At 66.0% G+C, this 19,742-nt stretch carries 19 protein-coding genes; 5 read left to right on the top strand and 14 right to left on the bottom strand.

The genetic code is table 11. From position 1 onward, the window contains the following. Nucleotides 1-7: 7 nt before the first annotated feature. Nucleotides 8-403 carry a DUF6249 domain-containing protein gene (locus LG306_RS09385; RefSeq protein ID WP_404413925.1) on the bottom strand — a complete coding sequence of 132 codons (396 nt, stop codon included), beginning with the start codon at nucleotides 401-403 and terminating at the stop codon, nucleotides 8-10. A 175-nt stretch (nucleotides 404-578) separates the two neighbouring features. Here LG306_RS09385 and LG306_RS09380 point away from each other — a divergent pair, with 175 nt between their 5' ends. Together LG306_RS09380 and LG306_RS09375 are read left to right on the top strand one after the other, a co-directional pair. After that, nucleotides 579-818 carry a DUF2188 domain-containing protein gene (locus LG306_RS09380; protein WP_017506104.1) on the top strand — a complete coding sequence of 80 codons (240 nt, stop codon included), beginning with the start codon at nucleotides 579-581 and terminating at the stop codon, nucleotides 816-818. A 7-nt stretch (nucleotides 819-825) separates the two neighbouring features. Beyond that, on the top strand, nucleotides 826-1,635 hold the full coding sequence (locus LG306_RS09375; RefSeq protein ID WP_404413923.1) for an endonuclease/exonuclease/phosphatase family protein: 810 nt from the start codon (nucleotides 826-828) through the stop codon (nucleotides 1,633-1,635). Here the strand turns inward: LG306_RS09375 and LG306_RS09370 are convergent. Continuing rightward, nucleotides 1,628-1,975, bottom strand: a complete 348-nt coding sequence (locus LG306_RS09370) for an ArsC family reductase (protein WP_404413922.1) — start codon at nucleotides 1,973-1,975, stop codon at nucleotides 1,628-1,630. The genes LG306_RS09375 and LG306_RS09370 overlap by 8 nt on opposite strands. A 56-nt stretch (nucleotides 1,976-2,031) precedes the next feature. Further along, entirely contained in the window at nucleotides 2,032-2,391 is a 360-nt protein-coding gene (locus LG306_RS09365; protein ID WP_404413920.1) for a VOC family protein, read from the bottom strand. Between the two features lie 62 nt (nucleotides 2,392-2,453). Between LG306_RS09365 and LG306_RS09360 the strand changes: the two genes are divergently transcribed. After that, nucleotides 2,454-2,741 carry a helix-turn-helix domain-containing protein gene (locus LG306_RS09360; protein ID WP_404413918.1) on the top strand — a complete coding sequence of 96 codons (288 nt, stop codon included), beginning with the start codon at nucleotides 2,454-2,456 and terminating at the stop codon, nucleotides 2,739-2,741. Nucleotides 2,742-2,766: 25 nt separating this feature from the next. Here the strand turns inward: LG306_RS09360 and LG306_RS09355 are convergent, their stop codons facing one another. From LG306_RS09355 to LG306_RS09345, 3 genes are all read right to left on the bottom strand, one after another. Next, nucleotides 2,767-3,147, bottom strand: coding sequence for a VOC family protein (locus LG306_RS09355; protein WP_404413916.1), 381 nt, complete (start codon nucleotides 3,145-3,147; stop codon nucleotides 2,767-2,769). Nucleotides 3,148-3,486: 339 nt separating this feature from the next. After that, nucleotides 3,487-5,019: a phospholipase D-like domain-containing protein gene (locus tag LG306_RS09350; protein WP_404413914.1), complete on the bottom strand. Its 1,533-nt coding sequence runs from the start codon at nucleotides 5,017-5,019 to the stop codon at nucleotides 3,487-3,489. Nucleotides 5,020-5,128: 109 nt separating this feature from the next. Then, nucleotides 5,129-5,392 carry a hypothetical protein gene (locus tag LG306_RS09345; protein WP_269219101.1) on the bottom strand — a complete coding sequence of 88 codons (264 nt, stop codon included), beginning with the start codon at nucleotides 5,390-5,392 and terminating at the stop codon, nucleotides 5,129-5,131. A 310-nt stretch (nucleotides 5,393-5,702) separates the two neighbouring features. On the opposite strand from LG306_RS09345, the gene LG306_RS09340 reads away from it, so the two are divergent. Beyond that, nucleotides 5,703-6,167 carry an OmpA family protein gene (locus LG306_RS09340; RefSeq protein ID WP_404413912.1) on the top strand — a complete coding sequence of 155 codons (465 nt, stop codon included), beginning with the start codon at nucleotides 5,703-5,705 and terminating at the stop codon, nucleotides 6,165-6,167. Nucleotides 6,168-6,219: 52 nt separating this feature from the next. On the opposite strand, the gene LG306_RS09335 is transcribed toward LG306_RS09340, so the two are convergent. The 3 genes from LG306_RS09335 to LG306_RS09325 form a co-directional block, all read right to left on the bottom strand. Further along, on the bottom strand, nucleotides 6,220-6,729 hold the full coding sequence (locus LG306_RS09335) for a hypothetical protein (RefSeq protein WP_404413910.1): 510 nt from the start codon (nucleotides 6,727-6,729) through the stop codon (nucleotides 6,220-6,222). Nucleotides 6,730-7,016: 287 nt separating this feature from the next. Beyond that, a complete protein-coding gene (locus LG306_RS09330) occupies nucleotides 7,017-7,733 on the bottom strand; it encodes a hypothetical protein (protein WP_404413908.1) in 717 nt (238 codons plus the stop codon). A gap of 68 nt (nucleotides 7,734-7,801) precedes the next feature. Further along, a complete protein-coding gene (locus tag LG306_RS09325) occupies nucleotides 7,802-10,420 on the bottom strand; it encodes a TonB-dependent receptor plug domain-containing protein (protein ID WP_404413906.1) in 2,619 nt (872 codons plus the stop codon). A 173-nt stretch (nucleotides 10,421-10,593) separates the two neighbouring features. On the opposite strand from LG306_RS09325, the gene LG306_RS09320 reads away from it, so the two are divergent. Next, the gene (locus tag LG306_RS09320) at nucleotides 10,594-11,682 is read left to right on the top strand and encodes an ABC transporter ATP-binding protein (protein ID WP_404413904.1); all 1,089 of its coding nucleotides are present in this window, start codon (nucleotides 10,594-10,596) and stop codon (nucleotides 11,680-11,682) included. A 157-nt stretch (nucleotides 11,683-11,839) separates the two neighbouring features. On the opposite strand, the gene LG306_RS09315 is transcribed toward LG306_RS09320, so the two are convergent. The 5 genes from LG306_RS09315 to LG306_RS09295 are packed head-to-tail and all read right to left on the bottom strand — an operon-like array spanning nucleotide 11,840 to nucleotide 19,561. After that, the gene (locus LG306_RS09315) at nucleotides 11,840-15,055 is read right to left on the bottom strand and encodes a discoidin domain-containing protein (RefSeq protein ID WP_404413902.1); all 3,216 of its coding nucleotides are present in this window, start codon (nucleotides 15,053-15,055) and stop codon (nucleotides 11,840-11,842) included. Between the two features lie 18 nt (nucleotides 15,056-15,073). Continuing rightward, nucleotides 15,074-15,889, bottom strand: coding sequence for a carbohydrate ABC transporter permease (locus LG306_RS09310; protein ID WP_404413900.1), 816 nt, complete (start codon nucleotides 15,887-15,889; stop codon nucleotides 15,074-15,076). Continuing rightward, on the bottom strand, nucleotides 15,886-16,818 hold the full coding sequence (locus LG306_RS09305; RefSeq protein WP_404413898.1) for a carbohydrate ABC transporter permease: 933 nt from the start codon (nucleotides 16,816-16,818) through the stop codon (nucleotides 15,886-15,888). The genes LG306_RS09310 and LG306_RS09305 overlap by 4 nt, the downstream gene beginning before the upstream one ends. Continuing rightward, nucleotides 16,815-18,098 (bottom strand): sugar ABC transporter substrate-binding protein, encoded by a 1,284-nt coding sequence (locus LG306_RS09300; protein ID WP_404413896.1) that lies wholly within the window; start codon nucleotides 18,096-18,098, stop codon nucleotides 16,815-16,817. Before LG306_RS09300 ends, LG306_RS09305 begins: the two co-directional genes overlap by 4 nt. After that, nucleotides 18,095-19,561 carry a glucoamylase family protein gene (locus tag LG306_RS09295; RefSeq protein WP_404413894.1) on the bottom strand — a complete coding sequence of 489 codons (1,467 nt, stop codon included), beginning with the start codon at nucleotides 19,559-19,561 and terminating at the stop codon, nucleotides 18,095-18,097. The genes LG306_RS09300 and LG306_RS09295 overlap by 4 nt, the downstream gene beginning before the upstream one ends. Nucleotides 19,562-19,742 lie beyond the last annotated feature (181 nt).

Here is a 19,742-nt window from a genome sequence, read left to right as displayed (position 1 = left end):
GCCGTGCTCAGTCCGCGCCCTTGTTGAAGAAGCTCAGGACGATGAAGGCCAGGCCGATCGTGACGGGAATGCAGGAGATGCCCAGCAGGCCGCTGTCCAGATTGCCGTTGAAGTTCCCGCCCAGTTCGCTGACGACCGAGAAGGCGGCGATGCCGATGCCGGACGCCAGCCAGATGACGCCGCGCCGGATGTCCTTGGTGCGTGACGGCAGGCTCTTCTGCACGTCCTTGGTCAGGACGTCGATCAGTTCGGGCGGCAGTTGCTGGCCCTTGTCCACCGCATGGCGGATGGTCTCCTGCATATCGCGCTTCTCGCGATATTTCAGAACCTGCGGGCCGAAGACGATGGCGGTAATCGAGCCGAAGACGGCGAAGATGGCGAAGATCGGAATGAAGTCTTCCATGACGGGTATCCCTTGAACCGTTGCAGCAGCCTGATGCGGCGGCCTTCTGATCACAAGAGGCTGGCCGACGCCTCAACGGATGCGCGGCGCTAGGTGAAATCTTCGTAAGGTCGCCGTTTCGACCGCCGCCGGTTCGGTCTAGGGTCCGATCTCATCAATCTCAGGAGCGCGTCCCATGGCCCATGTCACCTATCGCATCGTCGAACATGACGGCGGCTGGGCCTACAAGTCCGGCGACACCTATTCCGAGACCTTCGCCAGCCACGACGACGCCAAAGCCGCCGCCGTCCGCGCCGCGCGCGAGCAACGCGTGCCCGACCAGACCGCCGCGATCGAATACGAGACCGCCGCCGGCGAATGGGTCACCGAAAGCGCCGACGGCCACGACCGCCCCTCCACGGACGTTGAGGGCTGAGGCCGATATGATCCACCGTCGCACCCTGCTGGCCGCCGCCGCCCTCGCGCCGCTGGCAGGGTGCGTCACGGCCCCAAAGGCTAAGAGGCCTACCGAGCTGAAGCTTGTCACCTTCAACATCTGGCACAATCTTGGGGACTGGACCGCCCGCCGTCCGCTGCTGATCGCCGCCCTGAAGGCCCAGGACGCCGACGTCATCGCCCTGCAGGAGGTGCTGGAGGACGCTAACGTCGGGCTGGAGAACCAGGCCCGGATGCTGGCGCGCGAGCTGGGCGGCTATCATGTCGCCTTCGTCTCGACCGACGCCGAGGGCGCCCCGCGCCGCTATGGCAACGCCCTGCTGACCCGCCTGCCGGTTCTCACCGAGGCCTCGACCAAGCTTGAGCCGCTCGACGATTTCCGCACCGCGCTTCGGCTTCGCGTCGCGGTCCAGGGTCGCCCGGTCGATGTCGTCGTCACCCATCTGGCGTGGCAACAGGACGCCGGCCCGGTCCGCGCCCGCCAGATCGCATCCCTGCTCGGCTGGCTGCCGCAGGACGGCACGCCCCTAATCGTCATGGGCGACTTCAATGCGACGCAAGAGGATTCGGGCCTGGCGACCCTAACCGGCCCCCGCTTCTTCAGCGCCCTGCCCCGCGGCTCGGTCACGACCACCCTGAACCCGGCCAAGGGTCATCCCGAGCGCGTCATCGACCACATCTTCGTCGAACAGGCCGCCTTCACGCCCGGCGAGGCCCGCCGCTTCGGCGACACGCCGACCAACGGCGAATATCCGTCCGACCACTTCGGCGTCGTCGCGACCGTCCGGCTCAGATAAGCGCTGAGGCGTAGGTCTCGGGCTTGAACCCCACCAACCGCCGATCCCCCAGATCCAGAACCGGCCGTTTGATCATCGACGGCTGGGCCGTCATCAGCGCGATCGCCTTCGCCTTGTCGATCTCCGCCTTGTCGGCTTCCGGCAGCTTCTTGAACGTCGTCCCGGCCCGGTTCAGCACCGTCTCCCAACCGTGCTCGTCGACCCACTGGCCCAGCCGCCCCGCATCCACTCCGGCCTTCTTGTAGTCGTGGAAGAGGTAACCCACGCCGTGCTGCTCCAGCCAGACCCGCGCCTTCTTGACCGTGTCGCAGTTGGGAATGCCGTAGAGGGTATAGGTCATGGAGGTCTCGAACTTGGGGTCTAAGCATATGCGCTATAGCCGCTTTCGACGCGGCTTCAGCGGCTCGACAGGAAAAACGTATTCCCGTCGGGGTCCTGAAAATAGACGTGGGGGAACGGCTTCAACTCAGGCGGCCCCAGAAACTTGACGCCCTTGGCCGACAGGCGTTCGTACTCGTACTGGACGTTCTCGCACCCGAACGAGCCGTTGAAGAAGGTTCCGATCCGGTCCTCATGACCCTCCGGCGTGAACAGCAGCAGTCCTGTCTGGGCGCCCGGAATCTTCAGCTCGACCCAGCGGCGCTCACCGACGGGCCGGTCCGTCGTGATGGTGAACCCCATCACATGGGTCCAGAAAGCCAGGGCTCGTGTCTGATCGCCCGTTGGAATTCCGACGTAGTTGAGCTTTTTGATCACGTGAGTTCGGGCTCGGAGCGTCGCGTGCCCCCAGCCTAGGTCAATCGCGCGGGCGTAGGCAAATGACCAATAAGCACTATACGATCGACGGCTACGTCCTGGACACGCTGATGCGAGACCTGGTCGGTCATGACCATCGGCCGTCGGCGTTTCTGGTCTATCTGTCCCTGGCGTCGCTTGGCGATGTCGCCCTCAGCCATGCCCAACTGGCGGAGCAGACAGGCCTGTCCAAGCGCAGCGTTCAGGACGCGGTGCGCCACCTCGCCGATCGCAACCTGATCCGCGCGGCAAGGTCGGGCGCCAGGGAGGTCACCCGCTATTCGGTGCTGACCCCCTGGCGCGGCGCCTAGGCCCGCCGTCTGTTCAGGCCGGGTTCTATTTCGGCTGCCACAGCTCGATCTTCGTCCCGTCGGGATCCTGAATCCAGATGAAGCGGCCGAACGGATTGTCTTCGCCGTGCGCCAGGATGGGCACGTCGTTGGCGCCCAGCCGCGCGATCATCGCGTCCATGTCGTCGACGGCGAAGTTGATCATGAACTCACGCAGCGACGGCGCCATGTGATCGCTGGTCTGCGGAAAGGCCATCCACGACACCTTGGGCGGATGACCGGGCGCGTCATAGGCCAGAGCCGCCCCGCCCCATGAGGCCACGTCCAGGCCCAGCACCTCGCGATACCACCTGGCCAGGGCCTTGGGGTCGGCGCTTTTGACAAAGACGCCCCCGATGCCGGTGATCCGGCCAGGCTGATCAGTCATCGCGCCCGCCATGGGCAAGAGCGCCATCGCCAGAAACGCGCGTTTCGAAACCCTCACCATTCCGCATCTCGATCCCCTCCATCACAGGTCAGCCCCTGCGCCCACAGCTATACCGCCGCCGCCGAAGCCCCGCCCATTATGGCAGCGATTGCTATAGCAGAGAACTTCACACGAGGCATGGCCCCGTCATGATGGACCAGGCAGGGTCTGAACTTATCCATCCTACCAGCGGCCAAAATCGACCCCTCACGGACACTTAGAATGTCCGCCCCGAGGCTGAAATCGAAGTCGTGCGCAGCACGGCCTAGAAGCGGTGCGGATCCCACGTCGATTCACGGCCTAGTCCTGATCGAGGCCCGGTTCGATCGAACCGCCGAGCGGCACGTCCGGGGCGGGAATGTCTGCGCGGACCAGCCGATGCGCCGCCGCGGCAAGCTTGTGTCGCATCTGCGCGGGTCGGCGCCACGGTCGAAGACTGTCGGCTGCCGAGATGGGATCGCCTAGATGGTGTTCGGCGACGAACCGGGAAAAGGCGCCGTGACTGCGTGACCGAAGCGGACGCAGACGATCCAAACCTTCGTCCCGCAGATGTTCGATGCCGGCGCTGATGCCGCCGTGGGTCATGATCGCCTGGGTGACCTGCATTTCTTCGCACCCCAGCCAGTGGGCGATCAGCCGGTTGCGAAACACGCCGACACACGACCCTCCCGCCCCTTCAGGGTCCGCCCCCGCATCCAGGGTCAGGTCGCATTCGCTATCGAAGCCCTGCGACCGGTTGTTGACGTTGCTGGAGCCAATGCGCACGAAACGGTCATCGACGACGGCGAGCTTGGCGTGGACGATGATGATCCGGCCGTTGCGGGTGACGGGGCTGTACGCGCTGAACCGCCCATGCCGATCCGCGTCTTCAAGCCTCTTGAGAAACGCGGAGCGCGTCTTGTCCATGGTCATCCGGTCAAACCAGCTTGGCGAATGCCGGGTCGACACCAGGATCACCTCCGGACCGTCGGCTTCATCGAGCCGTTGGGCGATGGCCTCCGCCACGATGGGCGAGGTGAAATACTGGTTTTCGATATAGAGGGTCGTTTTGGCCGAGGCGATCGCGGCCAAGATGGCCGCCTCCCCCTGCCTCAACTCCGGGAAATCTTTCCACCGCGCCTGAGTTCGGGACACGCCGATCTCGACATTTTCCAGATCAGGCTTCACGTCGGCCGGCCAGACGTCGGAAACCGTTTCAGCCGGCGCAGCAAGCATCTCTCCGGTCGCTCTCGCCCACCGTTCGCGGAAAAGATCACCCAGAGTGGCCGCCGGCGGACCGTCGATCATCGCCATGACCTCATGGCGGCAATCGTAGCAGGGCGTTCCTTTGGACGTCTTCCCGCGACGCGGGTCGGGGTGAAGGTGTTCGGGACTATCCCACCGGTCGGGACCGATGTCGCAACTGCCGCAGAAGGCCACGGCGTCATCGACGATGATGACCTTCTGGTGGTGGGAAGCGCCTGGCGGCAAGGTTCCGTCCAGACGAAACTCGACGCGCGTGTCGGCGAAGAAGCGACGACTGCGCCAGGGAAAGAACCGCTGAGTGGCCGCAACGGCGACGGGCGACTTCCAGCACAGGATCCGGATCTCGAGCTCCGGCCGGGCCTCGGACAGATCTCTGAGGAAGCGGCCGATTGTTTGCGGACCCGAACCGTCCGTCGGCTCGTGATCAAGGATGGTGTCGGGATCAAAGGCCCAGTTCAGGAAGTGGATGGACCGGCTCGCCTGGCTCATCGCCGCCTTTGCGGCCGCCAGATAAGGCTCCATGTCTACCAGTAGCGCGGCGCGGGGCGCGACTTCGGCGCGCCAGCAGGTGGTTCCGACTTCCAGCATCTCGACGTCTCCCGACAAAAATCGCCCGGTGAGCCGGCCGCATGAACTACAGCATCTAGAAGGTGACGCGACGCCGCCGAAATGCATCGGCAGCGTCGCGACGTTTGTCTTATTGGGTCCGCGCTGCGGCGTCGGCCGCCGCATCGGTCTTGCGCGCCGCGGTATCGGCGGCGGCGTCGGCGTCGGCTGCCGCGTCCTTGGCCGCAGCCGCGGTGGCGTCGGCGGCGGCGTCTGCATTCGCGGCTGTGTCGCTGGCCGCCGAGGCGACGGTGTCGCCGGCGTTGTCCGCAGTGGCGGCGGCGTTTTTCTCGGTCCGGTCGGAGCAGGCCGCCAAGGCCAGGGCGGCCGCAGCGGCGATGTACAGGATGCGCATTGTGTGTTTCCTCTTGCTGATCCAGCGGCTTATCCGCCTTTGATTGCAGCGTCGTCAGGCTAGAACGAAGGCCTGCCGATGGCGACAGACATTTTCTGTACTGGAGTGATGGGTCGAGCGTCTGGCGCCAGATCGCCCGGGCGTCGCAGCTGGCAAGCCCCCGATTTCGCCGTCTCGCCAGGAGCGGTCACGCGGACCATGCCAGAACGAAGACATCCGGGCGTAGATCCGAGCTCCGCTTTCCGGCGCGATGCCTGCTTCGCAAAACGACCCATAGGCGACGTCCAACGAGGTTTGCTATGGTGTGCGGATGATCCCGCTCACCGTCCTCCTTGCTGCTGTCCTTGGGCACCCGAGCGCGTCACTTGCTCAGACCATTCCCAACACCGGGGTCATCGTGCATGGCTTGGTTTACTTCGCCAGCGGATCTGCAGAACCTTTACCGCCGCGGTTAATCGACCCGATCGAGCATTTGGCCCCGCAAGTTTGGCCGACCGCTCACATGCTCGTCAGCGGGTACGCCGACACCCTCGGGTCTCGCGAGGCAAACAAGCGCCTATCTCTCGCTCGGGCACGCGCGGTCGCGGATCGTCTTGTATCTCTAGGCGTCGAACCGCGGTCGATCACACTTGAAAGCTGCGGTGAAGCGAACTTGGCCAAGCCGACCGCAGACGAGGTAAGTGAGCCACTAAACCGTCGCGTTTATTTCGACTGGCAGTTGGGTCCGTTTACGAACAGAAACCGCTGTGAGATGCATCCTTATCAGCAACGCTAAGCTGCGGCGAGGGTCTCGATTGTGGGCCAAAACCAGCTTCTCGTATCGACCCTCAGCGGCCTTTGGCGACGACAGTGGAAAAACGTCGGTTGAAGATGCGGAGGCGCGCGAATGCCAATGTCAGGATCGCCGCCACAAAGCCGAGAACTGGTCCAACAAGCAAAGCCAGTACACCAACTCTGGTCCCGCTCCATGCATATGCGCCACCGTATGCCACATCGAGTGACGTGCTGAACTTGGCATTGATCGCCCAAAGCAAGACGACTGAAACGAACGCCGATAAGGCGGCGACCAATCTCCGGGATCGGCCAAGCGGGGCCAGAACCAATATCGCGGCAGCGATCAACGAAACTCCCATAATGAGTTCGGCCAAGTTGCCCGCAGCCTCATTCACCCTAAACCCCAAGAACAGTTCGATAGCCAACGCGCTTGCTACAATGCCGACCGCGAAGGCCGCCAACCTGATCGGCTTAAGTTCGTTGCTCGAGCGGTCCATGGCAGCAGTTTGTAGGAACTTCGATAAAAGTCCAACGACCGCTAACCACCCGTAGCTGACTTTCACGAAGGCTGCAGTTCGGCGGCCCAGTTGCAGCCTCTACGTCGCTACAGACAACTCAGCGCCTTTCCATCCTGATCCGACAATCAGTCTCTCGCATTTTCAGTCACTTCTCCGGCTTCTGCGTTATTCGACCTGACGCGCGTTGCAACGGGGTTATGATGTCGGCGGGTCTTTGAAATCATCACAGCACGGTCGCAAACCGCGAACCTCGGCGAGCCGCAGGGCCAACTCGCCTGCCGCTGAAATAGACAAATTAGACGAATTAGACGGTGTTTTTGTCGGGTGACCGTCTAGGCCGCAAATCCGGCGAAGACGCCGATGACCATGACGATGAAGGTCGCGATGACGCTGGACAGGCCGATGGCGATCATCACGGCGAAGGCCTTGGCCAAGCCGGGGACCACGCTCCGATACCACCGTCCACGGCCCATCCGCATGAAGGCCACGACGCCCAAGGCCAGCATCAAAAGGCTGCACGCCGCCGCCAGAGGGCCGGGACTGAACATGAACCAGGCCAGCGGCAACATCGGCACGGTCCAGGCGTTCAGATAGGCGAAGGCGGCCCTGAACCCGCGTCTCAGGCCCAGGTCCTCGGCGTCGTAAAGGCGAAACAGCGGCATGGCGGCCAGAGCGTAGAAGGGCGCCATGATGGGCACGGCCACCAGCGACATCCAGCCGTCGGCGTCCGACATGAAGGCGTCGCGCGACTTGCCCGCTTCCTGAAGCAGGGGGTTCAGAACATCGGCCGGCATGCTTTCCAGATAGAAGCTCAAACCGCCGCGCAGGAACACCACCAGCATCAGGATCGCGTTCAGCGCCAGATACAGCTTCAGCGGCTTGGCGTAGCGCCCGCCCCCGGTCGGCCCCTCGATCATCCAGGCCTGAAGGACCAGCCGGGGCCGCACCAGCAGATCGCGCGCGGTCCGCACCTCGGCCCCGCCAAAGCCCAGCGTGTCCTCTGACAGGTCCTTGAACGCCTGTTTGCGCGTCGTCTCGCCGTCGGTCATCGGATTCTCCCCTAGGGGATGCATACACCGCCCGGTTGACCGCGCAACCGCCGATCGGAACCGCTTGGTCAGAACCGCTTGCTCAGGCCGATGCTGACCACCCGCCCGCGCGGATCGGCCACCACCGGGTCATAGCCAAAGGCGAACTGCGCCAGCGGCGGTGCCTTGTCCGCCACATTGACCACCCCGACCGACAGATCCAGATCGGCGCCGATCGTGCGACGGTAGAGCAGATCGACCGTCGTCTGGCTGGCGACGCTGGCGTCGGTTATGCCGCTGCGGTCATTGGCGTAGCCGTCGGTATAGTGGACCAGGGCCGTCACCGCGTTCGCCCCGCCGCTCCAGCCCAAGGCGAACTCCCCACGATTGCGCGGCAGGGACCGGCCGATGTTGTTCAGGTTGGTCGAACCGACGCCCGACACCTTGGCGGCCGACGCGTCCAGCCGGATGTCGTAGGCGTCCACATAGGTCCAGGTCGCAGAGGCCGTCGCCTCCCCGCCCCACAGACCGCGCCGATAGCGGGCCGACAGGTCGATCCCTTGGGTCTCGATGGACGAGGCGTTGACGAAATACAGCTGCACGAAGGTCAGGGCGCCGCTGGGCGAACGGGTGATGCGGCTCTGCGCCTCCGTGCCGGTCCGCCCCGCCGCCGTATCGGCCGCCGCCTGGTTGATGAGGGCCTGGGCCGACTCCTTGACCACCTGATCGGCATAGTCGAACCGCCAGGCGTCCACGCCCAGTTCCAGCCCCTCGATCGGCGTCCAGACCGCGCCCAGGTTCAGGCTCTCGGACTTCTCGGGCTTCAGGTCGGCCCGGCCCGAAGTCAGGGTGTTGACAAAGACGAACGCCCCCCGGTCGAACACCGACGGCTGCGACGCCTGCGCCCCCGACTGGGCATAGACCGACGGCGCGCGGAACCCCTGTCCCCACGACGCGCGCAGGGCCAGGGCGTCGGTGACATCCCAGCGGATCGCGGCCTTGGGGCTGAACCGCCCCTGGTTCCCGTCATAGGATTCGTAGCGCCCGGCGAGCTGCGCCTCGATCCGGTCGCCCAGGTGGAGGCGGGCCTCGGCGAAGGCGGCCAAGGCTTCCTGATCGCCCTCGAAGTCCGGCGACACGCCCGCCGTCAGCAGATCGCCGCGGTTGACCAAGTCGCTCCAGTCGTGACGGAAGCCGCTGCGGCGATACTGGGCGCCGACGGCGATATCGACAGACCCGCCGGCCCAGGCCAGGGCCTCGCCGCTGGTCGAGGCATCCGCCGTCGTCAGGGTCGCCGCGCCCCGCAGGCCGGTCGAGCCGATCAGGCTGTCGATCAGCGGGGCGCTGTTCGCCGTCCCGGTCCCCAGATAGGCGCTGCCGAACGGGTTGAAATACTGGCAACCCCCGACGCCGGGCGTCCCCGTCGCCGGATTACAGCCCGCTCCGCCCAGGCCGTTCAGCGCATTCTGCAAGGCGCTGCCGATGGTGTCGGGCTTGTCATAGGCGACGTGCTGGCGGCTGCTGGTCGCCGACAGGTTCCAGGTCCAGCCATTGCCGAAACGCCCATCGAGCCCCGCCGCCAGACGCCAGGTGCGATAGTCGAACTCGGCCTGCGACGCGCCGGCCTCCGCTCCCAGCAGCCGCCCCCGGAACAGCACCGCCTCGCCGAACGGATTGTCGGGATGGCTCGCCGGCACCGTCAGCGACCGCGCCAGGATCGGCAGCGACGGCGACTGGCGCGCAATGGTGTTCGTCGCTGACCACGCCCCTTGCAGCGTCAGGGCCATGTCGCCCAAAGGCCGTCGGTAATCCGCGAACAGCTGCGTGCGCGTCTCCTCCGGGACCAGGTCGAAGAAGTCCGAATAGTCCAGCCGACAGAAGGCGTCGGTGGGCGAGTTCCGATAGGCGCTGCCGAACGCCGGATCGCCGCAGGCCGGATCGGGCGAAAACCCATTGCGACTGGGTCGGAAATAGGAGCCCGGCTGGCCATAGCTCGTCACCGCCGTCCAGGCCGCGCGGCCATAGCGTTCGGCCTGGGTGAAGTCCCGCTCGTCCGATCCCAGGGCCGAACGATGGAAATGCGAGGCCGCCAGCGTCAGGTCGCCGCCCAGCAGTTTCAGCCCACCGACAGCCTCGATCACGCTCTCTTCCGACCCGTCGGCGACGGCGTATTTGGCGCTGATCTCGGGGCGGTCCACGCCGCGCCGGGTGATGAAGTTGACCACGCCCGCCACCGCATCCGAGCCATAAACCGCCGAGGCGCCGTCCTTGACCACCTCGACCCGCTGGAGCGCGATCATCGGAACCAGCGAGTTGATGTCGACGAAGCCCGAGCCGTCCGTCGCCACCACGGCGCTGTTGGTCCAGCGCTGGCCGTCCACCAGGACCATGGTCGAGCCGAGGCCGAGATTGCGCAGGTTGAACTGGGCCGTGCCCGAACTTTGCGGCTGGTTCAGCTGATCGACCTGGGCCTCGGAGCCCGAGTTGGCCGTGACCAGCCGGACCAACTGAGACGCATCGGCGATCCCGGCGGCGGCGATTGTTTGGCGGGCCACGGTCTCTACCGGGGCGATCCGCTCGCCGCCCGCGATCCGAGAGCCGGTGACGACCACATCGTCCACGCGCGACGCCTCCTGAGCCTGGGCGGCCACAGCCGTCGCCAGCCAGACGATCGAGGCTGTCGTCATCAAGACGTTGCGCTTTGTCATTCGGATACTCCCCCGCGATTGGCAGCGGGCTTCTATCCAGCGCGTCGTTTTTGCGAAAGCCCAATTTTGCAGTTTTGCAATTTCAGTTGTCGGCGAGACGTCGTCCGGCATTGATCCCGCCATGTAACCGGTTACGGTGCGGCAAAACAAAACGGGTCAGGGAAGCAGGAAGCATGGCGAACGTCCGTCTGGTCGACGTGAAGAAGGCGTTCGGCGCCGTTGAGGTGCTAAAGGGCGTCGATCTGGAGATCGCCGACGGCGAGTTCGTGGTCTTCGTCGGTCCCTCGGGCTGCGGCAAGTCCACCCTGCTGCGCACCATCGCCGGGCTGGAAGAGGCGACGACGGGCCAGGTTCTGATCGACGACCGCGTGGTCAACGACCTTTCGCCGTCGGACCGGGGCATCGCCATGGTGTTCCAGTCCTATGCGCTCTATCCGCACATGACCGCCTACGAGAACATGGCCTTCGGCCTGAAGCTGGCCAAGACGGACAAGGGCGAGATCGATCGCCGCGTGCGCGCCGCCGCCGAGGCGCTTAGCATCACCGACTACCTGGATCGCAAGCCCAAGGCGATGTCCGGCGGCCAGCGCCAGCGCGTCGCCATCGGCCGCGCCATCGTGCGCGAGCCCGAGGTCTTCCTGTTCGACGAGCCCCTGTCGAACCTGGACGCCGCCCTGCGCGTGCGGATGCGCTATGAGTTCGCACGGCTGCATGCCGAGCTGAAGACCACCATGATCTACGTCACCCACGACCAGGTCGAGGCCATGACCCTGGCGGACCGGATCGTGGTGCTGAACGCCGGGCGGATCGAACAGGTCGGCGCGCCGATGGACCTGTACGAACACCCCGCCAACCTGTTCGTCGCCGGCTTCATCGGTAGTCCCAAGATGAACCTGCTGACGGCCGAGATCGTCGAGGCGTCGGCGACCGGCGCGACGGTGAAGGCGTCCGCCGGAGAGACGATCCGGATCGCCGTGGACGCCGCTTCGGCCAAGCCCGGCGACGCCGTCACCCTGGGCGTCCGTCCCGAGCATCTGACCCTCAACGACGACGGCGACGCCCTAAGCGCCGAGGTCATGTTCGTCGAAACCCTGGGCGCCACCACCATGGCGCACCTGAAGCATCCGGCGACGCCAGACACGCTGACGGTTCAGTTGGCGGGCGAACTGCGGGCCAAGACGGGGGAACGCCTGACGCTGCACGTGCCCGCAAAACAGGCGCACCTGTTCGACGCGACCGGCAAGGCCTTCAGCCGCCTCTGACCCCTCTCCCATTGGGAGAGGGCTTGAGCGCCCGAGAGCGTAGCGATCGTCCTTCGCGCGAAAGGGTGAGGGTCGGATGGTGCGACCTGGCCTACTGGCCGACCCTCATCCGGCCCTTCGGGCCACCTTCTCCAAATGGGAGAAGGGAAGGCTTTCTTCAGCGCAACTCGACCCGCCGCGCCCCTGCCGGAATGACCAGTTCATCACCCGACCACGTCGCCGCACGACCGTCGATCCGTGCCCGCTCCGGCCGTCGCTGCCCCGCCGGCCATTGGAGCACGAAGCCGCCCGGCGGCGTCGCGCCGTCGCCCAGGGTGAGGACGTAACCCTGGCCTTCCTTTCGATAGGCGTAGGTCAGCGGCCCATAGGCGGTGCGCAGATCCCGCACGCCGACCCCCTCAGCGGTGTCCAGCCACGCCTCCGGCACGCCGGCCGCCAGCACCAGGGCGTGATCGCGGTCCCGCTCGTAGGCGAACAGGTCCAACGCCGAGCGGATATAGTCCGAGCTGATCCAGGCGTGCGGCATGTCGCCGATGAAGCGCGGCTCGCGTTTTTCGCGGCCCACCACCTCGGCCCAGCCGTTCCAGGCCTCGGGCCGACGGTCGGCCATCAGGAAGTCCAGCACCTCCAGCGCCCGGTCCTTCTGACCCAGCCGCACATAGGCGCCGACCAGCCGCCATTCGTAGGGGGTGTAGTCCTTCCACGCCGTGCGGTTGGTCAAACGGTTCTGGAAGTTTTCCCAATAGCGGTCGAAGGTTCGCGCCAGAAGCTCGGGCGGCAGATGATCCTGTTCGCCCGCTGGCGACAGAGCGATGGTGGTCGAGGTGGCGTCGAAATCGCCCCGGTCGGCGGCGCCCGCGATCCAGTCGATGCCATGATAGGCCGCCGTCGCCGTGATCGACGCGCGGATGTCGGCGGCGAACTGATCGCGCGCCGCCGCATAGCGGGCGGCGGCGTCCGCATCGCCCAGGGTTTCGGCGATGAAGACCGCATCCTTGTAGCCCAGTAATCCCCAGAAATCGTCCCAGTAGGAATAGGCCGCCTTGTCCGAATAACCCTCGTGGCTGATCGTCGGGGGCAGCAGGCCGTACAGGTGACGCTGGTCCGGCGCTTGGAAGGCGGCGGTGCGAGTGGAGGCGCGCAGTTCGTCCATATAGGCGATCGCCTTCTGCACCTGCGGCCAGACCTGGCGCAGCAGGGCCTCGTCCTTGGTGTAGCGATAGGTTTCGGCGGCCAGGAAGACGAACTCGCCGTGGCTGTCGTTCTCGGTCACCGGATCGGCGCCGCGTGCGTCGACGCAGCACGGGACCTTGCCGTTCTCGAACACATAGGGTGCGTACCAGCGCAGATAATCGGCCGAATGCTCGGCCATGCCCAGCCGATCCAACCCCTCGGCCATCATGGCCCCGTCACGGATCCAGGAGCGGTTGTAGCTGCGGGTGCCGGGCTGGAGGATCGGCCCCTGACGCGACATCAGCATATGGGCCAGCGAGGATTTCAGCGCGTCCTCGATCCTCTGGGCGGCAGGCGGCAAGGTCAGGTCCACCCGATCCAGTTTCGCGCGCCACTCAGCCGCCAGCCGTGTCTCGACCGCCTCCAGCACAGCCGCCGCCTGTCCCACCGGCTCGGGCGCCAAGGCGTCGCCGGATAGCTGCGACACCCAACCGACCGTGCGCGTCTCGCCGGGTTGCAGCGTCACCTCGTACGTCAGGGCGCCGGCGGCCAGACTCGTGGCGTCGGTCGTCGTCATGAGCTCGGCGGCCGGTCGCCGCGCAGACGGCAGGATCAGGGACTGCGGATCGCTGCCGGCGTCGAAGGTCGCCAACGCGACCTGATCCGGCGCCGCGAGCGGCTGCACCCGCACCGTGTCGTTCAGCTTCAGTGCGGCGCCGTCCCAGCCGATCGTCTCCACCGGGCTGACGCCGCCGGGAATGGCCAGGAACTGACGCGGCGCATTCACCTGCATCGGGCGCGCCGCCAGGGCCAGGGTCAGGGTGCGCGGCCGGCTGGAGGTGTTGGTCAGGTCGTAACGACCCCAGAGCTGCGCCTGATCCGCCTGCCCGTCGGCGAAGCTGGTGATCTTCAGCGTCCAGTCGTCGGTGGCCCAGGTCACGGACGGGATCGGCAGGTCGCCGTCCTTCAGCCCCTGTTCGATATTGACGTCGGCCCAGGTGATCAGCCGGCCGTTGTCGACGACGAAGGGTTCGATACTGGGTCCGGCGCGGCGCAGCTCGATGGCGCCGTCCTCGCCGATCAGGCCGCTCTCCCCGCCCCCATCGACACCGACCAGGGTCCAGTATGACTGCTCGCCGGAGAAGCCGCGCGGGTAAAGGCCGCGCCGGTTCTCCTTGGCCACCGCCTCAAGGAACACTGTGGGATCTGCGCCGAAGGCCAGCGGTTCGACCTCGATCTCGTTCAGGGCATAGGTCGTCGCCTGGGTCGCGCCGAGTCGTTGGCCCGCGCCGGATGAACCGACCACGTCCGGCGCCGGAGCGGGCTTCAGCGGTTCCAGTCTCAGCCAGCGCGCCGTCGCCTCGGGCGTCCTCAGCCAGTCAATGCCGCCATTGCCGCCCGTGATCGTCGTCAGCGGCCGCCACTCGCGCCCATCCAGGGAGGCCGAAACGCGATAGTCGCTCGCCGCGCCCCGCTCGCCCCAGCGCAGGGTCAGGCCGCCGAACTCGCGCTCGTAGCCCAGGTCCAGCGTCAGGGCCGAGGCCTCGTCCACCGGCGGGGTCCAGGCGGTTTTCGGGTCGAGATCGACGGCGCTGGCCGCAGTCGTCTCTGCGCGCCCATCGCTGGCGACCGGCTGGGGTGGCACCGGCGGATCGACCGGCAGGGCGCGCAGGGTTAGCTGTTCGATCTCGACCGAGCCCTTGCCGCCCTCGGCCGCGACGACGACGAACTCGACCCGCTCGGCGCGACGCAGAATGGTTTCAGGGCTTGGTCCCCAGGCTTTCGAGACCTGCCGACGCTTGATCACGAACCGGGTCCAGCCGTCTGGGAAATCGTAGCGCGCTGTCTGCTTCCACCAGACATTGTCGGCCGAGGCGTCGGTCAGCTTGACCTCGAAGGTGTTGGTCGGCCCTGCGCCCCGCACCCAGAAGCCGATCTCGTAATTCTCGGGCAGGTCGAACGGCAACGGCCGGCTGAGCACCGCATAGCCCGCCTTGCCGTCGAAATCGTAATCGAGCCGCACCGCCCGCCCGTCATGGCCGGCGACGGCGGAGACGGCGGCGTGAACGTCGGTCGAGGCGCTGGCCTCCCACCGCGCCACGTCGTCCATGCTGTCGAGAACGCGCGTCTCCTGGGCGACGGCGGGCGCGGCCAGAGCGAGGGTCAGGACCGAGGCGGCGGCCAGCAGGAGGTTACGCATGGAAACTCGCAGTTCTGGTCAGCCCTTCACGCTGCCCGCGAGCATACCGCGGATGTAGTAGCGTTGCAGGGCGAGGAAGAGGATCAGCACGGGCGCGACCGTGACGACGGCGCCGGCCATCATCAGTTCGATGTCCTGCACATGCTCACGCGACAGGGCCGCCAGCGCCACCGGCAGGGTATAGTTCGACTGGTCCGTCAGGATGATCAGCGGCCAAAGGAAGTCGTTCCAACTGCCCAGGAAGACGAACAGGCCCAGGGTCACGATGATCGGCTGCAAGGTCGGCAGGACCACGCGGCGGAAGATCTGGCCCTCGCTGGCGCCGTCGATCCGCGCGGCCTCCAACATCTCGTCGGGAATGCTCAGCGCATATTGGCGCACCAGGAACAGGCCGAAGATGGACGCCAGCCAAGGCACCAGCGCCCCGGCATAGGTGTTCACCAGCCCCATCGACTTCAACATCAGAAACAGCGGCAGGGTCCCGATCTGGGCCGGCACCACCAGGGCGGCGACCAGGAATTGAAACAGCCGCTCGCGCCCGGCGAACTTCAGCTTTGCGAAGGCGTATCCGGCCGGAACCGTGAAGCTGAGCGCCAGGATCGTCGCCAGTGTCGCCAGGGCGAAACCGTTCCACAGATACCGCCCCATGCCCTGGTTCAGGAACAGGTCGCGATAATGCTCCAGCGTCCAGTGCGAGGGCAGCAGCGGCGGCGGGAAGACGGCCGCCTCGCCGGTCGCCATGAAGCTGACCGACACCATCCAGACCAGCGGAAACAGGACGATCAGGGCGATGAGGCCGACGGCCAGATTGAGCAGGATAGCGCGGAGTTTCATTGATACGCCCCCACCCGCTTGGCGACCGCCAGCTGGACCAGGGTGATGGCCAGAATGCACAGGAACAGGACGAAGGCGACGGCGCTGGCGGACCCCAGATTCCACCATTTGAAGCCTTCTTCGTACATGAAGTAGAGCACCGTCACCGTGCTCTGGGCCGGCCCGCCCTGGGTCATCACATAGGGTTCGGCGAACAGCTGGAAGAAGCTGGCGACCGAGATGATCGAGACCAGCAGCATGGTCGGCGCGATGGCCGGCAGGGTCACATGGCGGAACTGTTTCCACGGCCCGGCGCCGTCGATGCGCGCGGCCTCGTACAGATCGTCCGGCACGGTCTGAAGCACCGCCAGAAAGATCAGCATATTGTAGCCGAAGATCTTCCAGACCACGAACATCAGGATCGCCGGAATGGAGGTCGATGGATCGCCCAGCCAGTCCACGGCCGGCAGGCCAATGCTTTCCAACCCCCAGTTGATGACGCCGTAGCGGGTGTGCAGCAGATAGCGCCAGACCACCGCCGTCGCGACCAGGGTCGTGACATAGGGGGCGAAGAACATCACCCGCCAGATCGGCCGCCACTTCACGACCCGCGCGTTCAGGATCACCGCCGCCGCCAGGGACGCCGCGATGGACAGGGGCACGCCGAGGACGGCGAAGGTCAGGGTGTTCTCCATCGCCCCCCAGAACAGGGGATTGGTCAGAAGCCGCTCATAGTTCTGCAGGCCGACGAAACGCAGATTGTCCAGGTTCGCCAAGGCGTAGATGTCGAAGTCGGTCAGGCTGAGCAGCAGGGCCGCGATCACCGGAATGGCGAAGAAGAGGCCGATGGCGAGCATGGCCGGGGCGACGAAGGCCCATGCCGCCCGCTCGCGCGCGCCGCGTCCGCGCGACGGCCTGACCTGGGCCAGTGTCGGATCGACCACGGTCATACGGCCCTGCCCTGTTCCATCATCCAGCGGCGTTTCTCCAGCAGCCGGTCGGCGCGGCGGTCGATCTCGGCGGCGGCGGTCTCGGGCGTATATTCGCCGCGCACCATCCGTTCGGCGACGATCTGCATCTCCGTGACGATCCGCTCCCATTCCGGCACCTTGGGCACGGCCTTGGCGCGCGCCAGTTGGCCCCGGAACGGCGCCAGCATCGGGTCGCGCTCCACCCTCGCGATGTCCCAGGCGCTCTGACGTGCGGGCAGATCGCCGACGATGGTGTTGAACCGGGCCTGCACCGACGGCTCCGACAGATAGCGGACCAGGGCCCAGGCCGCCTCCTGATGCGGGGAGGATTTGAATACCGCCAGGCTGGACCCGCCCGGCGCCGAAGCGCCCAGGCCATTCGGTCCCGGCACGCCCGCCGTGGCCCAGTTCGGCTGGAAAGACGCGGGCAGCTTGCTGCGGAAATCGCCCACGCTCCAAGGCCCGGAGAAGTAGAAGCTGAAATAGCCCCTGGCGAACTCGGTCCAGACGTTCGAAATCTGGGTCGACGAGGCCAGCGGCGCCAATTGCTCGTCGAACAGGCTCTTGTAGAAGGCCAGGGCCGCGACGAAGCCGGGGTTGGAGAAGTTTCCGCGCGTATCCCGATCCCTTAGCAGCGGCTCATCGATTTGAAGCCCGAAGGTCAGAAGCTGCTCGAACTCGTTCAACGGCAGCAGGATGGCGTAGTTGTCGCCGCCCGCCACACGCTTGATCGCATGCATGGCCCGCTTCCATTCGGCCCAGTTCTCGGGCGGGGCGTCGAAGCTGGCCCGCGACAGCAGATCCTTGCGATAGAACAACAGCCGCGTGTCGACATACCAGGGCGTAGTCATGGCGCGGCCGGCGATCTCGTTGGTCTCCAGCACCGCCGGAAACTGGTCGGTCAGCAGGTTCGCGGCCTCGGGCGGGGTCGGCGACAGGGCGCCGATGGCGGTCAGCTCCGCCACCCAGGTATTGCCGATCTGGCTGACGTCCGGCAGCGAGGCCCCGGCATAGGCGGTCAGCAGCTTTTCGTGCGCGGCCGTCCACGGCAGGGGCTGGACCGAGACGCGGACGCCCGGATTTCGGCGCTCGAACTCGGGCATCAACTGGCCCACCGTCCCGCCCTCGTTGCCCATGGCCCAGAAGCGCAGCACGGTCTCGCCTTCGCGGCGCGGGGTACAGGCCGCAGCCGCCCCTCCCGCCATCAACGCCAGAGCGCCGCGTCTATCAAGATGGGGCCTGGGGGCCGTCAAACTCATCCGTTCATCCAGCCGCCGGTGAAGCCCGCGATGTCGAGCGCGCGGCGGATATTGGGCTCGCCCCGCATGAAGCGCCACACAAACTCGGACCTGTGGTTCTCGGTCATGATGACGATCGGCCCTTGGTCGATACCCAGATAGTCGCCGTCCACCCAGCCCATGCCGTCCACGATCTTGCCGTGCTGCAGCGGTCCGTCGCGCACCGTCAGTGTCGGATTGAAGCTGTCGAGGAAGCCCCACTCGGTATAGACGCCCGCACCATAGCGCGCCTTCATCGCCTTGACGCAGGGAACGACGATCTCGGGCGCGAAGGCGATAGAGCTGGCCGCCGCCGTCGGCGCGATGGTGCCGTCGTCACGCTCGCCGGGACCGCGCGCGGAATAGCTGAAGAACTCGCGCTCCTTGCCGTCGATGACCTGTTTGAAGTCGCCCGGCCCGTCGCAGGCCGTCAGGCCCCAGACCTCGGACGAATAGCCGGCCCAGCCGCCAGGGTTGTCGTGGGCGTATTTCTGCTGGGCGTAGACGGCGCGGCGACTGTTTTCGAAATAGTCCAAGTATTCGCCCAGTTGGGCCGACTGCCCGCGCATCCAGGCGTCCTGAATGCCGCGGAAGTCGATGAACATATGGCTGTACTGGTGCCCGAAGATGGGGGCGAAATTCAGGTGCCAGCTGCCCCAGCGATCGGTCCAGCTCTCGTCGTAGCTGGCCGCCCATTCGTGCCAGACATTGACCGACACCGGATGGGTCGGGCTGCCGATGGCCAGCAGCAGCAACAGCATGCCCTCGTTATAGACGTGCCAGTCGGAGGGAATAAAGCCGCTCTCGGGGTGCCAGCCCATGGTGATGCGGTTGTCGCGGATCACGGCCCACGGCCATTCGATCCGCTCATAGATGGCCTGGGCCTTCTGACGGATTTCCGCCTCATCGGCATGACGGCCGTCGAAGTAGCGGGCGGCGAACAGCATGCCGCCGATCAGCAGCGCCGTATCGACGGTGGACAGTTCGTTGGTCCGGTAACGAAGCCCCGTCTCCATATCCAGGAAGTGGTAGAAGAAGCCCTTGTATCCCGCCGTGCCGCTGGCCTCCGGGCCCTGCGGTAGGTCATGGAAGAAGCGCAGCGTCGTCAGGGTCCGCTCACGCGCCTCGGCCCGGCTCATCCAGCCGCGCTCGACACCCACCGGCCAGCAGGTCAGGGCGAACCCGACCGCCGCCACCGAACAGAAGGACGGCGTCGGCCAGCGATCCGGCGTCAGACCAGTCTTGCGATCCGTGACCTTCTCGAACCACCGGAACGTCCGCTCCTGAAGCTCCTCGATCTCCTGATCCAGCCGCATCGGCCGTCTCTGCGTCCCATTGACCGCCCCCGTCGCCGCCGCCTGCTGCGCCGCCGCCATCACCGGAAATCCAACGGCCAGAGCCGCCGCGCCTGTGGTGGTCCGCATCAGGAAGTTTCGACGATTCATGGGCACGCTCACTGGGTCTCAATCGAAAAAGAAAGGCCGCCTTTCGACAAGCGAAAGACGGCCCAAGCTCGGGAGTTTAGAAGGAGTAGCGCAGGCCGACCTGAATGCTCCGCGGACGGGTGATCAGATTTGTAGGCTGGCCGAAACCGGCGTTCACTTCAGGGGTAGGCGGAATGAAGGC

This window comes from Brevundimonas vesicularis (assembly GCF_044807075.1).
Classification (GTDB): domain Bacteria; phylum Pseudomonadota; class Alphaproteobacteria; order Caulobacterales; family Caulobacteraceae; genus Brevundimonas; species Brevundimonas vesicularis_G.
The sequence above is the reverse complement of the archived record's forward strand: the minus strand, read 5'-3'. Positions and strand labels throughout refer to the sequence as shown.